Origin of the sequence: Telluria beijingensis (assembly GCF_030770395.1) — a bacterium.
GTDB lineage: Bacteria > Pseudomonadota > Gammaproteobacteria > Burkholderiales > Burkholderiaceae_D > Telluria > Telluria beijingensis.
The window spans coordinates 4,957,409-4,976,160 of the sequence record NZ_CP132480.1 but is presented as its reverse complement, the minus strand read 5'-3'; the positions used below and the strand labels follow the sequence as shown (position 1 = coordinate 4,976,160).

The 18,752-nt window shown below is 66.8% G+C and carries 19 protein-coding genes; 4 read left to right on the top strand and 15 right to left on the bottom strand.

Going from position 1 to position 18,752, the window contains the following annotated elements:
* Positions 1-238: 238 nt before the first annotated feature.
* The gene (locus Q9246_RS21820; RefSeq protein WP_306392994.1) at positions 239-1,309 is read left to right on the top strand and encodes an AI-2E family transporter; all 1,071 of its coding nucleotides are present in this window, start codon (positions 239-241) and stop codon (positions 1,307-1,309) included.
* Between the two features lie 56 nt (positions 1,310-1,365).
* Here Q9246_RS21820 and Q9246_RS21815 read toward each other — a convergent pair whose 3' ends face one another.
* The 14 genes from Q9246_RS21815 to Q9246_RS21750 form a co-directional block, all read right to left on the bottom strand.
* On the bottom strand, positions 1,366-1,581 hold the full coding sequence (locus Q9246_RS21815; RefSeq protein WP_306392993.1) for a hypothetical protein: 216 nt from the start codon (positions 1,579-1,581) through the stop codon (positions 1,366-1,368).
* A 181-nt stretch (positions 1,582-1,762) separates the two neighbouring features.
* Complete coding sequence (locus Q9246_RS21810) at positions 1,763-2,692, bottom strand: type II secretion system F family protein (protein WP_306392992.1); 930 nt, start codon at positions 2,690-2,692, stop codon at positions 1,763-1,765.
* A 13-nt stretch (positions 2,693-2,705) separates the two neighbouring features.
* Positions 2,706-3,680, bottom strand: a complete 975-nt coding sequence (locus tag Q9246_RS21805; protein WP_306392991.1) for a type II secretion system F family protein — start codon at positions 3,678-3,680, stop codon at positions 2,706-2,708.
* Positions 3,681-3,687: 7 nt separating this feature from the next.
* Positions 3,688-5,043: a TadA family conjugal transfer-associated ATPase gene (locus tag Q9246_RS21800; protein ID WP_422802338.1), complete on the bottom strand. Its 1,356-nt coding sequence runs from the start codon at positions 5,041-5,043 to the stop codon at positions 3,688-3,690.
* A gap of 16 nt (positions 5,044-5,059) precedes the next feature.
* The gene (locus Q9246_RS21795) at positions 5,060-6,238 is read right to left on the bottom strand and encodes a CpaE/TadZ family protein (protein ID WP_306392989.1); all 1,179 of its coding nucleotides are present in this window, start codon (positions 6,236-6,238) and stop codon (positions 5,060-5,062) included.
* An 11-nt stretch (positions 6,239-6,249) separates the two neighbouring features.
* Positions 6,250-6,495 carry a hypothetical protein gene (locus Q9246_RS21790; RefSeq protein WP_306392987.1) on the bottom strand — a complete coding sequence of 82 codons (246 nt, stop codon included), beginning with the start codon at positions 6,493-6,495 and terminating at the stop codon, positions 6,250-6,252.
* A 2-nt stretch (positions 6,496-6,497) separates the two neighbouring features.
* Entirely contained in the window at positions 6,498-7,949 is a 1,452-nt protein-coding gene (locus Q9246_RS21785; protein WP_306392986.1) for a type II and III secretion system protein family protein, read from the bottom strand.
* Between the two features lie 14 nt (positions 7,950-7,963).
* The gene (cpaB, locus tag Q9246_RS21780) at positions 7,964-8,812 is read right to left on the bottom strand and encodes a Flp pilus assembly protein CpaB (protein WP_306392985.1); all 849 of its coding nucleotides are present in this window, start codon (positions 8,810-8,812) and stop codon (positions 7,964-7,966) included.
* Positions 8,805-10,160, bottom strand: coding sequence for an ATP-binding protein (locus tag Q9246_RS21775; RefSeq protein ID WP_306392984.1), 1,356 nt, complete (start codon positions 10,158-10,160; stop codon positions 8,805-8,807). The genes cpaB and Q9246_RS21775 overlap by 8 nt, the downstream gene beginning before the upstream one ends.
* Complete coding sequence (locus Q9246_RS21770) at positions 10,157-10,732, bottom strand: A24 family peptidase (protein WP_306392983.1); 576 nt, start codon at positions 10,730-10,732, stop codon at positions 10,157-10,159. Before Q9246_RS21770 ends, Q9246_RS21775 begins: the two co-directional genes overlap by 4 nt.
* Before the next feature lie 78 nt (positions 10,733-10,810).
* Positions 10,811-10,999, bottom strand: a complete 189-nt coding sequence (locus Q9246_RS21765) for a Flp family type IVb pilin (RefSeq protein WP_306392981.1) — start codon at positions 10,997-10,999, stop codon at positions 10,811-10,813.
* A gap of 35 nt (positions 11,000-11,034) precedes the next feature.
* Positions 11,035-11,181 carry a hypothetical protein gene (locus tag Q9246_RS21760; protein ID WP_306392979.1) on the bottom strand — a complete coding sequence of 49 codons (147 nt, stop codon included), beginning with the start codon at positions 11,179-11,181 and terminating at the stop codon, positions 11,035-11,037.
* Between the two features lie 199 nt (positions 11,182-11,380).
* Positions 11,381-12,034, bottom strand: a complete 654-nt coding sequence (locus tag Q9246_RS21755) for a response regulator (RefSeq protein ID WP_306392977.1) — start codon at positions 12,032-12,034, stop codon at positions 11,381-11,383.
* 24 nt (positions 12,035-12,058) lie between these two features.
* On the bottom strand, positions 12,059-13,777 hold the full coding sequence (locus Q9246_RS21750) for a sensor histidine kinase (RefSeq protein ID WP_306392976.1): 1,719 nt from the start codon (positions 13,775-13,777) through the stop codon (positions 12,059-12,061).
* 129 nt (positions 13,778-13,906) lie between these two features.
* Here Q9246_RS21750 and Q9246_RS21745 point away from each other — a divergent pair, with 129 nt between their 5' ends.
* From Q9246_RS21745 to Q9246_RS21735, 3 genes are read left to right on the top strand one after another with little or no spacing between them, the layout of a single operon-like run.
* Positions 13,907-14,383, top strand: a complete 477-nt coding sequence (locus Q9246_RS21745; RefSeq protein WP_306392975.1) for a TadE/TadG family type IV pilus assembly protein — start codon at positions 13,907-13,909, stop codon at positions 14,381-14,383.
* Positions 14,371-15,015, top strand: a complete 645-nt coding sequence (locus Q9246_RS21740; protein ID WP_306392974.1) for a TadE/TadG family type IV pilus assembly protein — start codon at positions 14,371-14,373, stop codon at positions 15,013-15,015. The genes Q9246_RS21745 and Q9246_RS21740 overlap by 13 nt, the downstream gene beginning before the upstream one ends.
* A gap of 1 nt (position 15,016) precedes the next feature.
* Positions 15,017-16,405 (top strand): vWA domain-containing protein, encoded by a 1,389-nt coding sequence (locus tag Q9246_RS21735; protein WP_306392972.1) that lies wholly within the window; start codon positions 15,017-15,019, stop codon positions 16,403-16,405.
* A gap of 15 nt (positions 16,406-16,420) precedes the next feature.
* On the opposite strand, the gene Q9246_RS21730 is transcribed toward Q9246_RS21735, so the two are convergent.
* Positions 16,421-18,742 (bottom strand): xanthine dehydrogenase family protein molybdopterin-binding subunit, encoded by a 2,322-nt coding sequence (locus Q9246_RS21730; protein WP_306392971.1) that lies wholly within the window; start codon positions 18,740-18,742, stop codon positions 16,421-16,423.
* Positions 18,743-18,752: the final 10 nt, after the last annotated feature.

Below are 18,752 nucleotides of genomic sequence, written 5' to 3'. Positions count from 1 at the left end.
TGTTCAAGTGCCCGCCAGACTGTGTCTTGACGCGGCAACAATTTATTATCGCAAGATGTCATTTAAACAATGCGCACGATTGAATTGACTCTGTGGTCAGCAAGCGACATATGTTGAAAAGTCAAAGCATCTGTTAGATGCCGTACCGCGCCGTGAAAAAGGACAGACGTACCGGCATTGCCATGGTTTATGATCTGGAAACATTAATCCATTTACCACCCCGCCCTCTTTCTCGCCGATGAAGCAATACACACTGCCGCAGAACTCCTTCCTCCTGTTACTGGCGATCGTCACCATCGCTTTCATCTGGATCCTGCTGCCCTATTCGGGCGCGGTGTTCTGGGGCGTGGTGTTCGCCATCATCTTTGCGCCGCTGCAGACCCGCCTGCTGCGCGCAACCAAAGGCAAGCCGACTGTCTCGGCCCTGTTGTCGCTGCTCGTGATCATTCTGATGGTGCTGCTGCCGCTGGCCCTCATCACGGCCTCGCTGGTCAACGAAGTCACCGCCATCTACGCCCGGGTCAGCTCCGGCGAAGTCAATTTCGCTTCTTACTTCAACCTGGTGATCCGCGCCCTGCCCGATTGGGCGATTTCCCTGCTCGAGCGCTTCGAACTGACCAACCTGGCGTCGCTGCAAGAAAAGATCACCCAGGGCGCGGCCCAGATCAGCCAGGCCACGGCCCACTACGCGCTCAACATCGGCCGCAACACGCTCGACTTCGTGGTCAGCATGACCATCATGCTGTACCTGCTGTTCTTCCTGCTGCGCGACGGCCGCATCCTGGCGGCGCGCATCCAGCGCGCGGTGCCGCTGTCCGTGGAATACAAGGGACGCCTGTTCCAGAACTTCACGACCGTGATCCGCGCCACGGTCAAGGGCAATGTGCTGGTCGCGATGGCGCAAGGCGCGCTTGGCGGCCTGATCTTCTGGCTGCTGGACGTCAGCGGCGCCCTGCTGTGGGGCGTGGTGATGGCCTTCCTGTCGCTGCTGCCGGCAGTCGGCGCGGCGCTGGTATGGGGGCCGGTGGCGATCTACTTCCTGGCGACCGGCGATATCTGGCAAGGCATCGTGCTTGCCGCCTACGGAGTGCTGGTGATTGGCCTGGTCGACAACATCCTGCGCCCGATCCTGGTCGGCAAGGACACTAAGCTGCCCGACTACGTGATCCTGCTGTCGACCCTGGGCGGGATGGCGCTGTTTGGCCTCAACGGCTTCGTCATCGGGCCGGTGATCGCTGCGCTGTTCATCGCAGCCTGGGACCTCTTCTCGCGCGCCGACGAATTCCACGAGCCGGCCGAGACCCAGTAAGCAAAACGCCCTGCTCGAGGCAGGGCGTTTATTCCAGGCACTTGCAGGAAGGCGGCTTAGTTCGTCTGCGCGTGCGCTTCCAGGCGGCGGGCAACGGCAGGCGAGACGGCATCGGCGCCGCGGGTCATGCGGTACAGGGCCCAGACGTCGCCGGCATCGGCGCTGCGTGCGACCGAGACTGGAGCCGCTTTCGCACGCACGAAGTTCGCGAGGGTGGTGGCGAAGGCCGACAGTTGGGCAGCGAAGGTTGGGCGGAGCGACAGGGTGGACATGATGTTCTCTTTCGTGTGTGATCTGGTATGACTCCAGTATGGGCTCTCCAAGATAGAAATCAAATTGCGATTCATGATGTTCGTCATTCACGAATCAACTATCTCAGAATGTCTTCAGTCATACGTTTCCTGTATGGCGGTCATCGCCCCATGAAAGCCGACCAACACCTTGTGTTCCAGATCACGTCGCGACCGTCATCACCGACCGCATGATCTGCAACACCGCCGGCCCCAGCAACACCACCAGCAGCGCCGGGAAGATGCAGAAGATCAGCGGAAACAGCAATTTGGTCGCGATTTTGGCCGCCTTCTCCTCGATCAGCTGGCGCCGGCGCGTTCGCAACTGGTCCGATTGCACGCGCAGCGCGGTGCCGACGCTGGTGCCGAAGCGCTCGGCCTGGATCAGCATCTTGGCCAGCGCATCGACGTCCTCGACGCCGGTGCGCAGCGCCAGGTTGCGCAGCGCCTTTTCCTTGCTGCTGCCGGCGCGCAGTTCCAGCGTCACCAGCTGCAGTTCCTCGGCCAGCACCGGGCTTTTCAGCCCGATCTCGTTGCCCACCCGCGCCAGCGCGGCGTCCATCGCCAGGCCCGCCTCCACGCACACCGTCATCAGGTCCAGCGCGTCCGGGAAGCTCTCGAAGATCTCGCGCTGGCGATTGGCGATGCGGCGCTTGAGCGCGATGTCCGGCACGTAGTAGCCGATCGCGGCCGAGCCGACCAGGAACAGGAAAGTCAGCACCAGCGGACGCTCGTTATCGTGCGGCAGCGCGATATACACCAGCAGCGGCAGGCCGATCGTCAAGGCCGTCTTACCGGCGTGGAACAGGCCCGGCACCGACGGTGAGCGCCAGCCGGCGTTGATGAAGCGCAGGCGCACCGGCGAAGTCTCCCAGCCGTCGGCCGGGACCGACAGTTTGGCCAGCGGCTCGGCCAGGCGCGCCAGGCGCTCGCGCCAGCCGTCGCTGCGCGCGGTCCGTGGGGAGTCGCGCTCGTCGAGCGCTACCAGGCGCGCCTTGACCGGGTCGCGCGTGAGCAGCAGCATGGCGCCCACGGCCACGCCGAAGACCAGCACGAACATCGCCGCCAGCATCAGGATTTGAGGCATTGTCATTGGATTGTCCTTGTTACATGCGGATGCGCACGATCTTGCGGATCGCCAGCACCCCGAACGCCATCATGCCCAGCGCCGCGCCGCTCAGCTGGCGGCCCACCGGGTCGTTGATCAGCACACCCATCGTTTCCGGGTTCACCGCGTACATCATCGCGCCGGCGCCAAAGGGCAGCAGGCACAGCACCCAGGCCGAGATGCGGCCTTCGGCCGACAGCACCCGCACCTGGCCGGCCAGCTTCTGGCGGTCGCGGATGATGTTGGAGATCGAGGTCAGGAGCTCGGTCAGGTTGCCGCCGCTCTCGCGCTGGATCAGCACCGCGACCACGAAATACTGCAGGTCCATGCTCGGCACGCGCTGCGCCAGGTTGTTCAGGGCGTCGGCCATCGACACGCCGAAATTCACCTCGTCGAACGCGATCTTGAATTCCTCGCCCAGCGGCGCCGCCACTTCGTCGGCCACCAGTTTCAGCGCGGTCGGGAAGGCGTGGCCGGCGCGCATCGCGCGGCTCATCATGTCCAAGGCCTCGGGCAGCTGGCGCTCGAAGCGCACCATGCGCGCGTCGCGCGCGCGCACCAGGCGCAGCAGGGGAAGAGCGGCCGCGCCCAGCGCGCAGCCGAGCAGCGCCGGCAGCGGCAGGCGCAGCACCAGCGCCACCACCAGGCCGGCGCCGAAACAGGCCGCGCACACCGCCAGCAGCGAGGCCACCAGTTGCGCGCTGCCGGCCTGCATCAGCATCCGGTCCAGGCGACGGGCGCCCGGCAGGCGGCGCAGCAGCGGCTCGAGCTCGGGGTTGTCGGACAGCCGGCGGTCCTTGGTGATGGTGACGTCTTCCTGGCGCGTGTCGCTCCTGATCACGCCGCGCAGGCGGCGCGCGATGCGCTCGGCCTCGGGGTCGCGGCTGGCCTGCCAGACGGCGACCACGCCCCACACCAGCAGCACCACGGCCGCGAACAGCATCAGGACGAACAGGATGAAAGTGGTGTCCATGGGGGGCTCAGCGCGGCTCGAAGATGTGCGGCGCCAGGTTCACGCCGAAGGTGCGCAGGCGCTCGGCGAAGTGCGGGCGCACGCCGGTGGCGGTCGAATGGCCGATCACGGCGCCGTCGTCGGCCACGCCGGTCTGGCGGAACGTGAAGATCTCCTGCATCGTGATGACTTCACCCTCCATGCCCGTCACTTCCGAGATCGACAGCACCTTGCGCTTGCCGTCGGTCAGGCGCGATACCTGCACCACCACGCCCACCGCAGACGCGATCTGCTGGCGCATGGCTTTTGGGGGCAGGTTCGGCGCCGCCATGCTGATCATATTTTCCAGGCGAGTCAGGGCGTCGCGCGGGGTGTTGGCGTGGATAGTCGCCATCGAGCCTTCGTGGCCGGTGTTCATGGCGCCCAGCATGTCCATCGCCTCTTCGCCGCGCACCTCGCCCAGGATGATGCGGTCGGGGCGCATCCGCAGCGCGTTCTTGACCAGCGCGCGCTGGCTCACTTCGCCCTTGCCCTCGATGTTCGCCGGACGGGTTTCCAGGCGCACGACGTGCGGCTGCTGCAGCTGCAGCTCGGCCGCGTCTTCGACCGTCACCACGCGCTCATAGTGGCTGATGAAGCCCGAGATCACGTTCAGCATGGTGGTCTTGCCGCTGCCGGTGCCGCCCGAGATCAGGATATTGACCTTGGCCTTGCCCAGGCCCTGCAGCACCTCGGCCATGTCGGCCGTCATGCTGCCGTAGGAGACCAGGTCGGCCAGGCGCAGCGGGTCGGCACTGAAGCGGCGGATCGACATCACCGGGCCGTCGATCGCCAGCGGCGGGATGATCGCGTTCACGCGCGAGCCGTCCGGCAGGCGCGCGTCGACCATCGGGCTCGATTCGTCGATGCGGCGGCCCACGCGCGAGACGATCTTGTCGATGATCTTCATCAGGTGGGCGTCGTCGGTGAAGGTGACGTCGGTCAGCTCCAGCTTGCCGCGCCGCTCGACGTACACCTGTTTATGCGTATTGACCAGGATATCCGACACGCTTGGATCTGCCAGCAGCGGCTCGAGCGGACCGAAGCCCAGCATCTCGTTCTGGATATCGCGGGTCAGGGTCTTGCGCTCGGCGTCGTTGATGACGACCATCTCTTCTTCGAGCAGGCGCTCGACCAGCAGGCGCAGCTCCTGGCGGATCTGGTCCTGGTTCAGGCGCTGCATGCTTTCCAGGTCGACGCGGTCGAGCAGCGCCTCGTGGATGCGGGCCTTCAACTGGTGGTAGGCGCGGTTGTCGATTGGACCGGCGCGCTGGGCGACCGGCTTCGGCGCGGCGCTGCCGCTGGCAAGGCGCTCGCGCAGCGAGGATGGTGGAAGCATGTTCATCTCGGGCTTTCCCTATTTATACGTCGGTCTTGCGGCGCTTGAACAGGCGCGCCATCAGTCCCGCGCCCTGCACAGGCGCGGCTTCGCCGGTCAGGCCGCGCGCCATCGTCATCAAGGCCGCGCTCAGCTGGCTGTCCGGCGCCAGACGCGTGATCGGCACGCCCTGGTTGACCGACTTGGCGGCGGCGTCGTAGTGATTCGGCATCGTGCGCAGGTGCGTGGTGTCGAACGCCTCTTCCAGGTCCTTCATGCGGATGTCGCTGTTATTGTCGTGGCGGTTGACGATCAGCTCGACCTTGTCGCTGCCGTACTCCAGGTTGCGGAACACCGTCAACAGGCGCTTGCCGTCACGGATATACGGCAAGGTAGTCTGCAGGACCGGATAGATGGTGTCGGCATGGTCCAGCGCGCGCACGCTGACCGGGTCCAGGCTGCGGCCGACGTCGAGCACGACGAAGTCGTACTGGCGGCGCGCCAGCTTGATGATGGCGTCGATGTGCTCGGGCTTGACGTCGCTGGCGTGGGCCGGATCGGACGGTGCGGCCAGCACGCTGAAGTTCGGCGTGACGGCGACCATGCTCGAGGACAGGAAGGACGGGTCCAGGCGGTGGATCTGGGTCGCGACATCGGACAGGGTGGCCAGCGGCTTGTTGTCCGAGACGAACAGCGAAGCGTCGCCGAACTGCAGGTTCATGTCGATCAGGGCCACGCGCTTGGCGCCGCCGGCGCTCAGCGCGTAAGCCAGGTTGGTCGCCAGGAAGGTCGCGCCGCTGCCGCCCTTGCACGAGATGAAGGCCAGCACCCGGCCCTGGGCCGCGCCCTGGCTGCCCAGTTTCTCGGCCACGTGGTCGACCGCGGCGACCAGGTCGGCCGGCTGCGGACGCGCCGCCAGCACTTCGCGCACGCCGGCGCGCATCGCGCGCAGCAGGAAGTCCTGCGACAGGTCTTCGGACAGCACGATGAAGGCCATGCGCGGGAACAGGTGGCCCAGGCGCTCGAGCTGGTCGAGTTCACCTTCGTCGGCACGCGGGGCATCGACGATCAAAAGGTCGGGCACGGCTTCGTCGGCCATGGTCGACAGGCGCGCGGCGGTGCCGGCGATCATGTCGACTTCGTCGCTGCCGGGACGGGCGCGCAACTGGCGCGACAGCTCGATCAGGTGGCGCTCGTCGCGCGAAAGGACTGCGATCTTCATGGTCGTTTCTCTTATTTGCCGCCGAACGCGCCGCCGTCGGCCTGGGCCGTCGGGTTAGCGTAGGTACCCTGGTAGTTGACATAGGCCGAGACGGCGGCGCGGGCGTCGCTACCCTGCTCCACGCGCGGCTGCGGCGCCGCGGTCTGCGCGGCGAACATGGCGCGCACGCTGTCGCCGTTGGTGGCCGGGCCTTCGGTGGCGCAGCCGGCCAGGAGCGTCAGGGATGCCAGCAGGCTGGCGCGGATGGTGGTGTTCATGATTACTCCTTCGACGTGGCGGCGGCGGCAGGTTTACCTTCGTGCTGGCCGCCCAGCAGGAACTCGGCGCGGGTCGGCTGCACGTAATGGTCGGTCGGCAGCGCCGGCACGGCTTCCATCGGCTTGGCCAGGCGCGGCGTCACGATGAACACCAGCTCGGTGCGGTCGTTCTGGAAGTCGCTGCTGCGGAACAGCGTGCCCAGCACCGGCACCTCGCCCAGGAAGGGGAAGCGCTTGATATTGCTGGTCACGTTGTTGCGGATCAGGCCACCGATGGCGAAGCTCTGGCCGTCCAGCAGCTGCACCGTGGTCGAGGCGCGGCGGGTGGTGAACGACGGCAGGATCGCGGTCGCGCTGCCGTTGCCGGCGGCGATGCCGATGCCTTCGCGGTTCAGTTCCGACACTTCCGGCGCCACGCGCAGGTTGATACGGCCGCCGGCCAGCACGGTCGGCATGAATTTCACGGCCACGCCGTATTCCTTCTCTTCGAGAGTGATGGTCGGGGTGCCGGTGCCGCTCGACTGCGCGACCGGGATGAAGATCTTGCCGCCGGCGAGGAAGCTCGCTTCCTGGCCGCTGACGGCCATCACGTTCGGCTCGGCCAGGATCTTGACCAGGCCGTCGCGCTTCTCGCCGTCGATCGTCAGTTCCTTGATGCCGCTGCCGACGCCGCCGATGCTGCCGGCGCCGCCGCTGAGCAGGCTCGAGACCACGCCATAGGTCCAGCTGCCATTGGTCTTGGTATAGCCGGCCTTGGCGCCCAGCTGGTCGACCAGCGACTTCGACACTTCGGCGATCTTCACCTCGAGCATCACCTGCTGCGGTGCCGCCACCGACAGCATATTGAGCACCTTGGGACCGGTCGCAGGCGCTCCTGCGGCAGCACCGGCGCCAGCCGCGGCCGGCGGAGCGCCGACGCCGGCCGGCGACGGGCTGCCCGCGCCGGCACCGCCTTCGGCGCCGGCGGACGCCGCGGCCTGGAAGGCGCCGGCCAGTTCCATCAGCTGGCTGGCGACGACGGCGTCGCTCACCATGCCCGACAGGATCAGGGCGTTGCCGCTGCTGCCGATGCGGATGTCCTTCTCTTGCGGGAACAGCGCATCGAACTGGCTGCGCAGCGCGGCGGTGTCGATACCGACGGCGATGTCGATGACGGTCGACTTCTTGTCGCGGTTCGACACGATCAGGTTGGTGGTGCCGACGCTGCGCGCCACGATCACGACCTCACCCGAATTCGGGACCACCACGTTGGCGACGTTCGGGTCGCCCACCGTGACCTGGCTGGCCGGGGTGCAGAAACGCTTGATGACCGATTTGCCGCGCACCAGTTCCAGGCGCGGGCTGGTGTCGCTGCGCAGGTCGATGCAGTCAGCGGCCGAAGCCGAGCCGGAAAGCATGGCCAGTGCAAGGGTCAGGCTCATGGCCAGCAGGGTCTTGTCGAACGATGGATTCATGATGGGGTCTTCAATCAAAAGCTTTGCGAAGCGGCGTCCAGGCCGCGGATCACGAGCACGCCGTCGGTGCGCGGGGCGCCCTGGCGCGCCGGGGCGGCCGCACGCGGCGCCGGCTCGTGGATGACTTCGGGGGCCGGCTGGGGCTGGGCGGCCGCGCGTTCCGGCAGGCCCAGCACCGACTCGCGGGTGGCGCCGCTGGTGGCGGCCGGCTGCGGATCGATCTGGTTGCGCAGTACCAGCGACAGTTCGCCGATCGAGCGCGCCAGGTCGAGCTTCTCGACCTGTTCCGGGGTCAGCTCCAGGGTCACGGCGTTCACTACGCGCGGCTTGCTGTCGTCGACCGCCGATTCCTGGGCCACGGCCAGCACCAGGATCCGCTCCAGCACGATCTTCGAGATCGATGGCGAGGCGGCCAGGTCGCTGCCGGTCGCCTGCAGGTTGACCAGGATGTCGACGTAATTGCCCGGCAGCGCGAAGCCCGCCACACCCACCACGTCGTTGACGCGCACCGTCATGGCGCGCTTGCCGGCGGTGACCACCGACGACAGGCCGCCCAGCGTGCCTTTCGGGGCCAGCTTCGATTCGAGGATCGGCTCGCCGACCAGGATCTCGCTGCGGGCGATGCGGCCTTCGAGCGCCTTGATGTCGGTAACCGCGCCGGGGGGAACCGAGGTCGCGGGCCAGTCGGCCAGTTGCAGGCTGGTCGGCGCCAGGCGCGAACCCTGGTTGATGTTCGCCACCGCCACCACCACGCGGGTGCCGGCCGGGCCTTGTTCGCCCATCCACTTGGCGGCCATCACGACGGCGCCCAGCGCCAGCACCAGGGCCACGCCGATGATCAGGATCGCTTTCGAATTACGCATTGCTGTACTCCATGGTGCCGCGGTCGCGGCGTTCAGTCTCCAAAGGCCGGCCGGGGGCGCCGGCGGCGAAATAGTTGTCCCAGGCCCAGTCGATGGTGCGACGGGACAGTTCGGGACGGCGCTCCTCGTAGCGCGCCAGGTCGCGCAGCTGGCGCATCAGGTCGCGCGGGTAGCAGGCCAGCAGCGGCACCTTGCGCTCGCCGTGGCGCGCCAGCAGGTAGTCGAACACCGCGGCATCGAATTCCACGCCGATGCCGGCGCAGGCCTGGCGGAACAACGTCGCATACTCGGCGCTGGACGCCGCCGGCACCTCGATCTTGTAGCCAAGGCGGCGGAGAAAAGCGCCATCCGACAGGCGTTGCGGCACGAAGTTCGACGAGAACACAACGATCACGTCGAACGGGATCTGGAAGCTGTGGCCGGTGTGCAGCGTCAAATAGTCGACGTTGCGGTCCATCGGCACGATCCAGCGGTTCATCAGCGCTTCCGGGGTGCAGCGCTGGCGCCCCAGGTCGTCGATGATGAAGATGCCGTTGTTCGACTTCAGGTGCGGCGGCGCCTGGTACAGGCGGGTGTGCGGATCGAAGCGCAGGTCCAGCATGTCCAGCGTCAGTTCGCCGCCGGCCAGTGCCGCCGGACGGCGCACACCGCGCACCCAGCGCGCGTCCGGCGCACTGCCACGGTCCAGGCCATTCGCCGAGGCGATGCCCTCGTCGGCCACCACGTGCTGCACGGCGTCGAAAAACGGGATCACTTCGCCGTCCACCATCAGCGCATACGGCACCGAGATCGTCCCGACCAGCAGGTCGCGCAGGCGCTCGGCCAGGTAGGTCTTGCCGCTGCCGGCTTGGCCGTGCAAGAAGATGGCGCGGCTAGAGTTCATCGCCGCGCCCAACTGGTCGAGCACCAGCGGATTGACCACGATGCCATCGAAGGCGGCCGCCATGGCCTGGCGCGTGACCTGCATCGCCGCCACGCTTTGGGCTTTCACCTGGGCGGTGTAGGCGGCCAGCGTCACCGGCGCCGGGCCGGCATAGGCGTTGCGGCCGACGGCGTTGGCGGCGCGCGCGCGGCCGGCGTCGGTCAGGATGTACGACAGGTCGGCATCGGTGCCGCTGGTGCCGACGCGCGCGATCTCGCACAGCTTTTCGGCGCGCAGGAAGGCGACCAGCGGATCGATGACGCTGACGTTGAGTTTCAGGTGCAGCGCCAGTTCCGCCAGGCGCAGCTGGCCGCGCTGGTAGAGCACCTTCGAGATCAGCTCGGCCAGGAACAGGAACGGCAGGCCGGTATCGTCCACCGTGCGCGGGGCGCGGGCGTTGGCCGGGGCCAGCAGGGCGTTGCTCACAGCGGCAGCTCCCCGTGCACGCGGATCCACAGCACGCAGCCGACGCTCGCCACTGCGATCGCCACCGCGTACGGCAGGCGGCCGCTGGCGGCTTCGGGCGGCGTCACCGGCGCGGCGATGCTGCCGGCCAGCGCCGAGAAAGTCGTGTGCATGGCCATGTGGTAGGCATTGGCCACCAGGCGCCGCAGGCTGCCCTGCCACGCCGCGAAGGCCAGCGCCAGCACGCCGCCGGCCACCAGGGTGAACATGCCGACCGTCAGGATCTGGCCCGCGCCGACAAAAGCGCCGACCATCGCCAGCAGCTTGACGTCGCCGGCGCCCATCAGGCGCAGCGCATACATCGGCAGCAGCAGCGCCAGGCCCAGGCCCCAGCCGCAGAGCGACTGCAGCAGTCCCAGCCCGCCCGGCTCCGCGCCGAACAGGCCCTGCCCCGCCGGCAGCAGCGCGTGCAGCGCGAACGCAGCCAGCATGCCAGGGAACACGATGGCATTCGGGATGCGGCGCGCGCGCACGTCGTGCCAGACGGCGGCGCCAAGTAGTGCAAACAGCAGCAGGAGTGGCAGGCTTGTCAAGATGGGCTCCGGGCAAAAAAAATCCGGCACGAACGATCAGTGCCGGAAGTAAGGCCGCGTGCGGCGGCTACAGCGGGATTACGGGGTGGTGGCGGTCGGGGCCTTGGCCGAGACACGCGCTGCCAGGGTGCTGAACAGGGTGCTGATGTTGCCGCCCAGCAGGCTGACTGCGGCAATGATGACGCCGGCGATCAGCGAGGCAATCAGTGCGTACTCGATTGCGGTGACGCCGTCTTCTTCTTTGATCAGGTTAGCGATGAAGTTCATGGTATTTCCTTTCAGGGTTTTAAATGGGTTGGGCTTCATGCGCTCGTCCACACGGCCATCGCCGCGATGAAACAGACGACTGCGAGCAGGACGCTCAGGACCAGGTACGACATCGCCGGGCTGCCGCTTCTTTCATACTGCTGCTCCGGATTGTCTTCCCGCTTCTGATCGATTTCGTACACGTTCGCTCCTGTCCTCTTGCCGCCGTACCGTGTGAAGCGATACGCAGCGCATGAGTTGAATCTTACGGATCGGCCGGTTTGTTGCCATCCGTCAAAACTACCTTTTTGAGGGGGAGGTATTGCCGTGGCGGTCTAGGACATATGTCCTAGACGCCTTGTGGGAGGGGGCTTACAGGGGGGGTGGTCGCGGAGTGCTGGCTCAGGAGATGCCGTGCTTGGTGGCGTAGACGTAGAGTTCGAGGCGGTTGGCCACGTCCAGCTTCTGGTAAATGGTGGTCAGGTGGTTACGCAGCGTGCGCTCCGAGATGAAGGCGCGCTCGGCCAGGTCCTTGTTGAGGGCGCCTTTGCCCTGCACGATCATGCCGATCACCTCGCGCTCGCGCGCCGTGAGCGAGGCGATGCGCCCGGCCTCGGGATCGGCCTTGGGCGCCGGCGCCACCAGTTGGCCCAGCAATGCCTGCATCAACGATTGGTCGAGCCACAGCTCGCCGCCATGAACTTTCTTCACCGCCATCAGGACGTCGTCGGTCGGCGCTTCCTTGCTGACCACGCCGCGCGCGCCAGCCTTGACCGCGGCCGCCAGTGTCGCCTGGTCGCGGTTGGCGCTCAGGATCACAACCCGGGTGCAGCCGTTTTCCACCAGGGCCGGCAGGAAATCGATCGAGCTGCTGCCCTTCAGGTCGAGGTCGAGCAGCACGATATCGGGCTTGAACTCGGCGCACAGGGCAGTGGCCTGGATGCCGTCGCTGGCGCTACCGACCAGCTCGAACGCGTCGCCCTCGGCCTGGATCAGGCGCTCAAGGCCCCACAGCATGGTTTTATGGTCGTCGACCAGCAAGATGCGAATGGTCATTTCTCTCCTAAAATCTTGTCATTCTCAAATCGGAATACGGATGCGCAGCAGGGTCTGGCGGCCGTCGGCCTCGACCTCAAACTGGCCGCCCAGCCCCTGGACCCGCTCGGCGATCGAACGGGGCACGAATGGCGCCGGCGCCTGCCCGGGCACGGCCGCCGGGTTGAAGATATCGATGGAGAGTGCGCCGCCCTCCTCTTCGACCACCACGCCGGCCGTGCGGGCGCGGGTATGCTTGCAGATATTGCTGATGCCCTCGGTGACGATCTGAAACACCTCGGCCGCCATACGGTCGTTGATCGCGCTGCCGGCATGCATTTCCAGCATCACGTCGACGCCATAGAACGATTCGACCTGCCGCAGCTGGCGGCGCAAGGCGATCAACAGTTCTGGCTCCTCCTGGCGCCCGCTGCGAAAACGCTGGGCGAAGTCGCGCATGTCGCCGATCACGCCCGAACACATGTCCACCAGGCGGTCGAGTTCGGGCGTCACCGGGCTGTCGTCACCGGCCTGGTTGCGGATCGCCGCCACCGCGTGGCGCAGGCCGATGTAGGGCTGGATCGTGCTGTCATGCAGGTCGCGCGCAATGGTCTGGCGCTCGCGGAAGGCGGCCTCGGAGGCCAAACGGTCGAGCAGGTCGATGGTCTCGATGACCGGAAAGGCCTGCTGCACGATGTGCTTCAGGAAGCTGGCGTCGCCCCGCTTGAAGCGCGCGCCGCTCACGAAGATGCGGCCGGCGCCCTTGCGCAGCGGCAGCGACACGCTGATGAAGCCCTCGCTGTCGAGCAGGTCGGCCACGTGGCCGCAGGCAGCGGCATCGGCCTGGCGCCAGTCGCGCTTGCCGGTCTCCAGCCGCACGGCGGTGGCCGGACCAAGGGTGAACAGGCCGAAGTGGCGTGGTGGCGCCTGGTACAGGATGGCGCCGCTCTCGAGATCGAGCAGCGGCTGGATGTCGTCGGCATCGGGCCGGCTGCGGCCGATCGCGCGGCCGGTTCTCGGATGGTGGGCCGTGCTCATGGTCCAGCGTTCATGGCTGTCCTTCATCAGCAGCACGCAGTTGTCCGCGCCGTAGAAGCGCAGGATCTTGTCCATTAGCGAATCGAGCGTATGCTGCACCCCGAAGCGCGGATTCGACAGGCGGCTGACGTCGCGCAGCAGCGCCAGGCGCCGGCGCTGGTCGACCGCCAGTCCGCCCCAGAACGCGACCATATAGCCCAGCGCCAGCACGAAGGTCGCGCGCAGCAGCAGGATCTGCAGCGTCGCCAGCCCCTGGGCCGCCAGCACCGAGACCGCCACCACGCCGACCGAGCCGAGGGTCAGCTTGGCGCCGGCATCGAAACCGTGCCGGAACGAGGTGGCCAGGATGGCGAAGAAGAAGAACGAGAAGAAGGGACTGGCGGTGCCGCCGCTGGCCCAGATGATCAGGCCATACCAGGCGATGTCGATCCAGTACACCCGTGGGCCATGCCAGAAGCCGGCCCGGTAGCAGGCGATCACCAGCAGGGTCAGGCTGTGCAGCGCATAGGCGGCGAAGACCAGCCAGGTCCAGTGGCGCGACAGGGTGACGCCGCCGGCGCCGATGTACAGCGTGAGCAGCGCCGACACCGCCAGCAGCACGCGCATGCCGAACACCATCCACACCTCGGCGTCGGCCGAGGCGACGCGCTGGCCGGTGGCTGGCGCGTTGCCGCTGGATGCGGCTGGCCGCAGGAAGGATGGAACGATGCTAGCTAACCAAGTCATGTTGTGTGGCGCCGACAAAGGCGTTGAATCATTTTTAAAAGCGACACGGGAAATGATTTTTGCCCTGTAGAATCCCCCGAAGCTTACCGCATGCCATCTGTCACTTTCCGTAAAATTGCCTGATTAACGATGTATTCCATCCCTCGCCGTCAATCCGGCGCCACACTCGTCGAGATGGCGATCATCGCGCCGGTATTCCTGCTGGTGCTGATTGCCATCATTGAACTGAGCATGATGTTCTTCGCGACGCTCACCATGCAGTATGCCGTACGCGAGGGCGGACGCTTCGCCATCACGGGCCGCTGCTCCGAGTCCGGGGCGGCCAACCAGCAGCGTTTCAACACCGTCATCGCCAAGATTCGCGATAGTTCCATGGGCATGTACGACCGGACGGCGCCCGTCATTTCGGTCAACGGCACCCAATATTCCACGAAGACCTACGGCAATGCGATGTTCGGCGCCGCGGGAGACATCCTGGTGATCCAGCTCGACTCCAGCTGGCCCGTCAGCACGCCCATGCTGTCGAGCTTCTTCACCAATGGCGTCTACCGCTTCACGGTGGCCGCCACGATGCGCAACGAAATTTTCCAATCATGCAAGACATGACTGACGGCGCAGTCGCTACTTTACATAAAAGACGGGGCCGGGAGCGCGGCCTTGCAGCGGTCGAGCTCGCCTTACTGATGCCGATGCTGGTGATCCTGGCCCTGTGCGCCATCGACGGCGCGCGCGCCCTGCAAGCGAACATCATCATGACCAATATCGCGCGCGAGGGCGCCAACCTGGCGTCGCGCGGCGGCACCGACCTGGAGGACGGCAGCCAGGACATCATCTATGCGGTCATGTCGAGCGCGCCGCCCCTGAACGTCAACCAGCAGGGCATGATGTACATCACCCGGGTGATGGGCGTGCCCGGCACCGGCGGGACGCGCAGCGTGGTGCTCGACCAGTACCGCTGGGACGACGTCGCGCGCGGACTGGGCGCCCGCAAGAGCAGCTACCAGCCGGCCAGCCGCATTTATGCCTGCGGCTCGTGGAACAGCGCCGGCAAGTGCACCGGCATCAGCAGCACCTCGCGCCCGGCCGCGCAAGTGCTGACCGGCAAACTCGACGATGGCGAGATCGTGTACGTCGTAGAAACCTTCTACAAGTTCGACATGCTGGTCAATGCCTTCACCTTCCGCAAGGACGCCCTGCCCACGTTCGGGCCCGACCTGTATTCCATGAGCGTGTTCTGATATGCATCCGCTTCTACACCGGCAGCGCGGCGCTGTCGCCATCATGGTGGCCATCTCCATGCTCGTGCTGCTCGGCGCGGTCGGCCTGGCGATCGACGCCGGCCTGGCCTACCTGGTCAAGGCGCGCCTGAACGCGGCCGTCGATTCGGCCGCCCTGGCCGGCGCCCGCGCCGTCACGACCGGCAATAACCAGGCCGAGCAGACCGCCAGCGCGCGCACCGCCGCGGCGGATTTCTTTCTTGCGAACATACCCACCAACTACCTGCTGTCGGCGCCCAGGATCCTGAGCACCAACGTGACCTTCAAGGGCGGCCAGGCGATCATCGACGTCGTGGCCGATGCGAAAATGCCGGTATCGATCATGCAGGTGATGGGCTTCGAGTCGCTGAGCCCCGTCGCCCAGGCGCAGACGATCCGCAACGACCTGGACATGGCGCTGGTGATCGATACCTCGGGCTCGCTGGAAGGGTCGGCCGCGACCGTGCGCGCCTCGGCCAAGAGTTTCCTGAGCAAGTTCAACGTCACGCAGGACCGGGTGGCGCTGGTGCATTTCGCCTCCGGGGCCGAAACCGACGTGCCCATCAAGCCCACGGCGCGCGGCTTCGACCGCACGACGATGAATACCAGGATCAACGGCTTCCCCTTCATTGGCGGCACGGCGTCGGTCGAAGGTATGTGGAATGCGCGCGAACAGCTCGACCTGGTGCCGCTGGCCAGTCGCTCGACCATGCGCGTGATCGTATTCTTCTCGGACGGGGCGCCATCGGCATTCGGCTCTTACATGACCTTCAACAACGCGACCGACTGCAAGGACACGCTCGGCAGGGACATCCCCGGCACGATGGACTCGGCCGGCGCAAGCTACGGCTTGAGCAAGATGGACGATAGCGACAACGTCGTCATCAAGGAGAGCTGCAGGCTGTACCGCAACAATGCCTATGCGGTGAAACGGCTGCCGGACTGGTACAACGCCCATAACGACCCGAAGAACCCCAATGATCCGGCCCGGCGCGAAATCCCGCTCGTCACCAAGCTCCCGCGCGTCGTCACGAGCGACATCAGCAGCGGCGCCGGCGCCGGCAGCCAGATTTACCGGACCAACGTCGAACGCGCCTCGCGCAACCTGGCCGAGGCGATCGCCTCCAGCGCGCGCGACCAGGGCATCGTCGTGTTCACGCTGGGCATGGGCGCCAAGCTCAAGACGTCGGGCGACTTCGACCCCGATACCGGCGAGATGATCCTCAAGTGCATGGCCAACGCGGTCGATGCACCGAAGCGCTGCCAGAACCCGAACCAGCCGGTCGGCATGTACTGCTACGCCGCGACCGACGCCGACCTGACGCCCTGCTTCTCGCGGCTGGCCTCGGCGATCCTGCGCATTTCGCAGTGATCGGATAAGACGCGGCTATAGCAACTTGTCGAGCGTGATCGGCAACTCCCGCACCCGCTTGCCGCAGGCGTTGTAGATCGCGTTCGCGATCGCCGCCATGGTGCCCGTGATGCCGATCTCGCCGATGCCGCGCATTCCCGCCGGCGCATGCGGGTCGGGGATGTCCAGCCACATCACCTCGACCTGCGGCACGTCGAGGTGGGCCGGCACGTGGTATTCCGACAGGCTGGGGTTCGCGATGCGGCCGTTCCGTCCATCGACATGCGTTTCTTCCATCAGCGCCGCGCCCAGGCCCATGATCATCCCGCCCCGTAGCTGGCTGGCGGCGGTCTTGGGATTGAGGATGCGGCCGCAATCGAACGAACCCAGCAGGCGGGTGACGCGCGGTTCGCCGGTGACGACATTGACCCGCGCCTCGCAGAAGATGGCGCCGTACGAATGCATCGACCAGTGCTGGCTCTCCAGCGCCGCCGGCGCCTCGGCCATGACGTCGACCTCGTCGCGTCCCGCGCGGGCCAGGATGTCGGCATAGCTTTCCCAGCGCTCGGCGTCGTCGGACTTGCACAGGCCGCCATCGCGCGACCGCACCTGCTCGGCCTTCAGTCCCGCCAGCGGCGATTCGCGCCCGGCGAGCTTGAGCAGCTCGGCGCATAGTTCGCCGTGCGCGGCGCGCACCGCGGCCGCGATCACCGCCGTCTGCTGCGAACCGCCCGCCATCACCGTGCCCGGCATCGTCGAGTCGCCATAACCGAACGAGACCTTGTCCAGCGGCAGGCCGAGGCGGGCCGCGGACAGCTGGGTCTGGGCCGTGGCCGTGCCCATCCCCATCTCGTGGCCGGCGACCGTCACCCGGGCATGGCCGTCGCGGTCGAGGACGATGCGGGCCGCGCCGCCATCCATCCGATAATACGGAAACACGGCGCTGGCGCAGCCCAGCCCGACCAGCCATTCTCCTTCCTGCCGCATGCCGGGCTTGGCATGGCGTTCCTGCCAGCCGAAGGCCTGGGCCCCGGCGCGGTAGGCCTCGATCAGGTGGCGCGACGAGAACGGGGTACCCTTGGTCGGGTCTTGCACCGGCTCGTTGCGCCTGCGCAGCACGATGGGGTCGATCCCCAATTGATCGGCGAGTTCGTCGACCGCGCTCTCGAGGGCAAACGAGCCCACCGACTCGCCCGGCGCGCGCATGGCGACGTTGGCCACCATATCCATGGTGACCGTCTTGACCTCGAGCTTCATGGTCCGGGCCGCGTACAGGCAGCGCGCGTTGTGGATGAACGGCTCGGGGAAGGCGTTATGTTCGGTCATCACCGTCATGCCGGCGTGGATCAGCGCGCCGAAACGGCCGTCGCGGTCGGCGCCGATGGCGACCCGCTGCGCGGTCAGGGAGCGTCCGCCGACGAGGCGACAGACGCCCGCGCGCGACAGCATCAGGCGCACCGGCCGCCCGGACAGCCTGGCCGCGGCCGCGGCGAGGATGTGGTGCTGCCACAGCAGCTTGCCGCCGAAGCCGCCGCCCACGAAGGGCGAGCTCACGCGCACCTGTTCCGGCTTGATGCCGAACACCTGGGCCAGCGTCCACGCCGTGTTGCCCACGGCCTGGCTGGCGTCATGCACCTGCAGGGTGTCGCCTTCCCAGGCGACGGTTACGGCATGCAGCTCGATCGCATTGTGGTTCTGGCGCGGCGTGCGGTACACCGCATCGACCCGGTGCGCTGCCGCCGCCAGGGCTGCTTCGGCGTCGCCCTTGATGTCCTGCAGCGGCTGGCCCATGAAGGCGGCGACTTCGGCGCCGGCCGCCAGCGCGGCTTCCATGGTCGTGACGCTGTCTTCAATGTCGTAGCGCACCCGCACCAGGCTGGCGGCATGGTCGGCCTGCTCGCGGGTCTCGGCCAGCACCAGCGCCACCGGCTGGCCGTTCCAGTGCACGCGCTCGTCCTGGAATACCGGCAAGTCGTCGCCGCTCGCCCCCAGCGGCTCGCGCATCATGACGGCCGGCGGCGCCATCTTCGGCGCGTTGCGGTGGGTCATCACCAGCACCACACCGGGCGCCGCCTCGGCAGCAGTGCTGTCGATGGCGGCGATGCGGCCTTTCGCCACCGTGCTGCACACCAGCGCCGCATGGGTCATCCCGGCGAGCGGGAACTCGGCCGCGAACTGCGCTTCGCCTTTCACTTTCAGCGGGCCATCGATGCGCGACAGCGGCGCACCGATCAGCGCGTCGTCGCTGGACGTCAGCGGATCGGGCCGGCCGCCCGGGATGAAGCGGTCGGGCGCATGCACGATCGCCTTCTGCATGATGGCCTGGCCGGCCTTCTGGATGTTCTGCACGATCTTCATCAATCGCTCC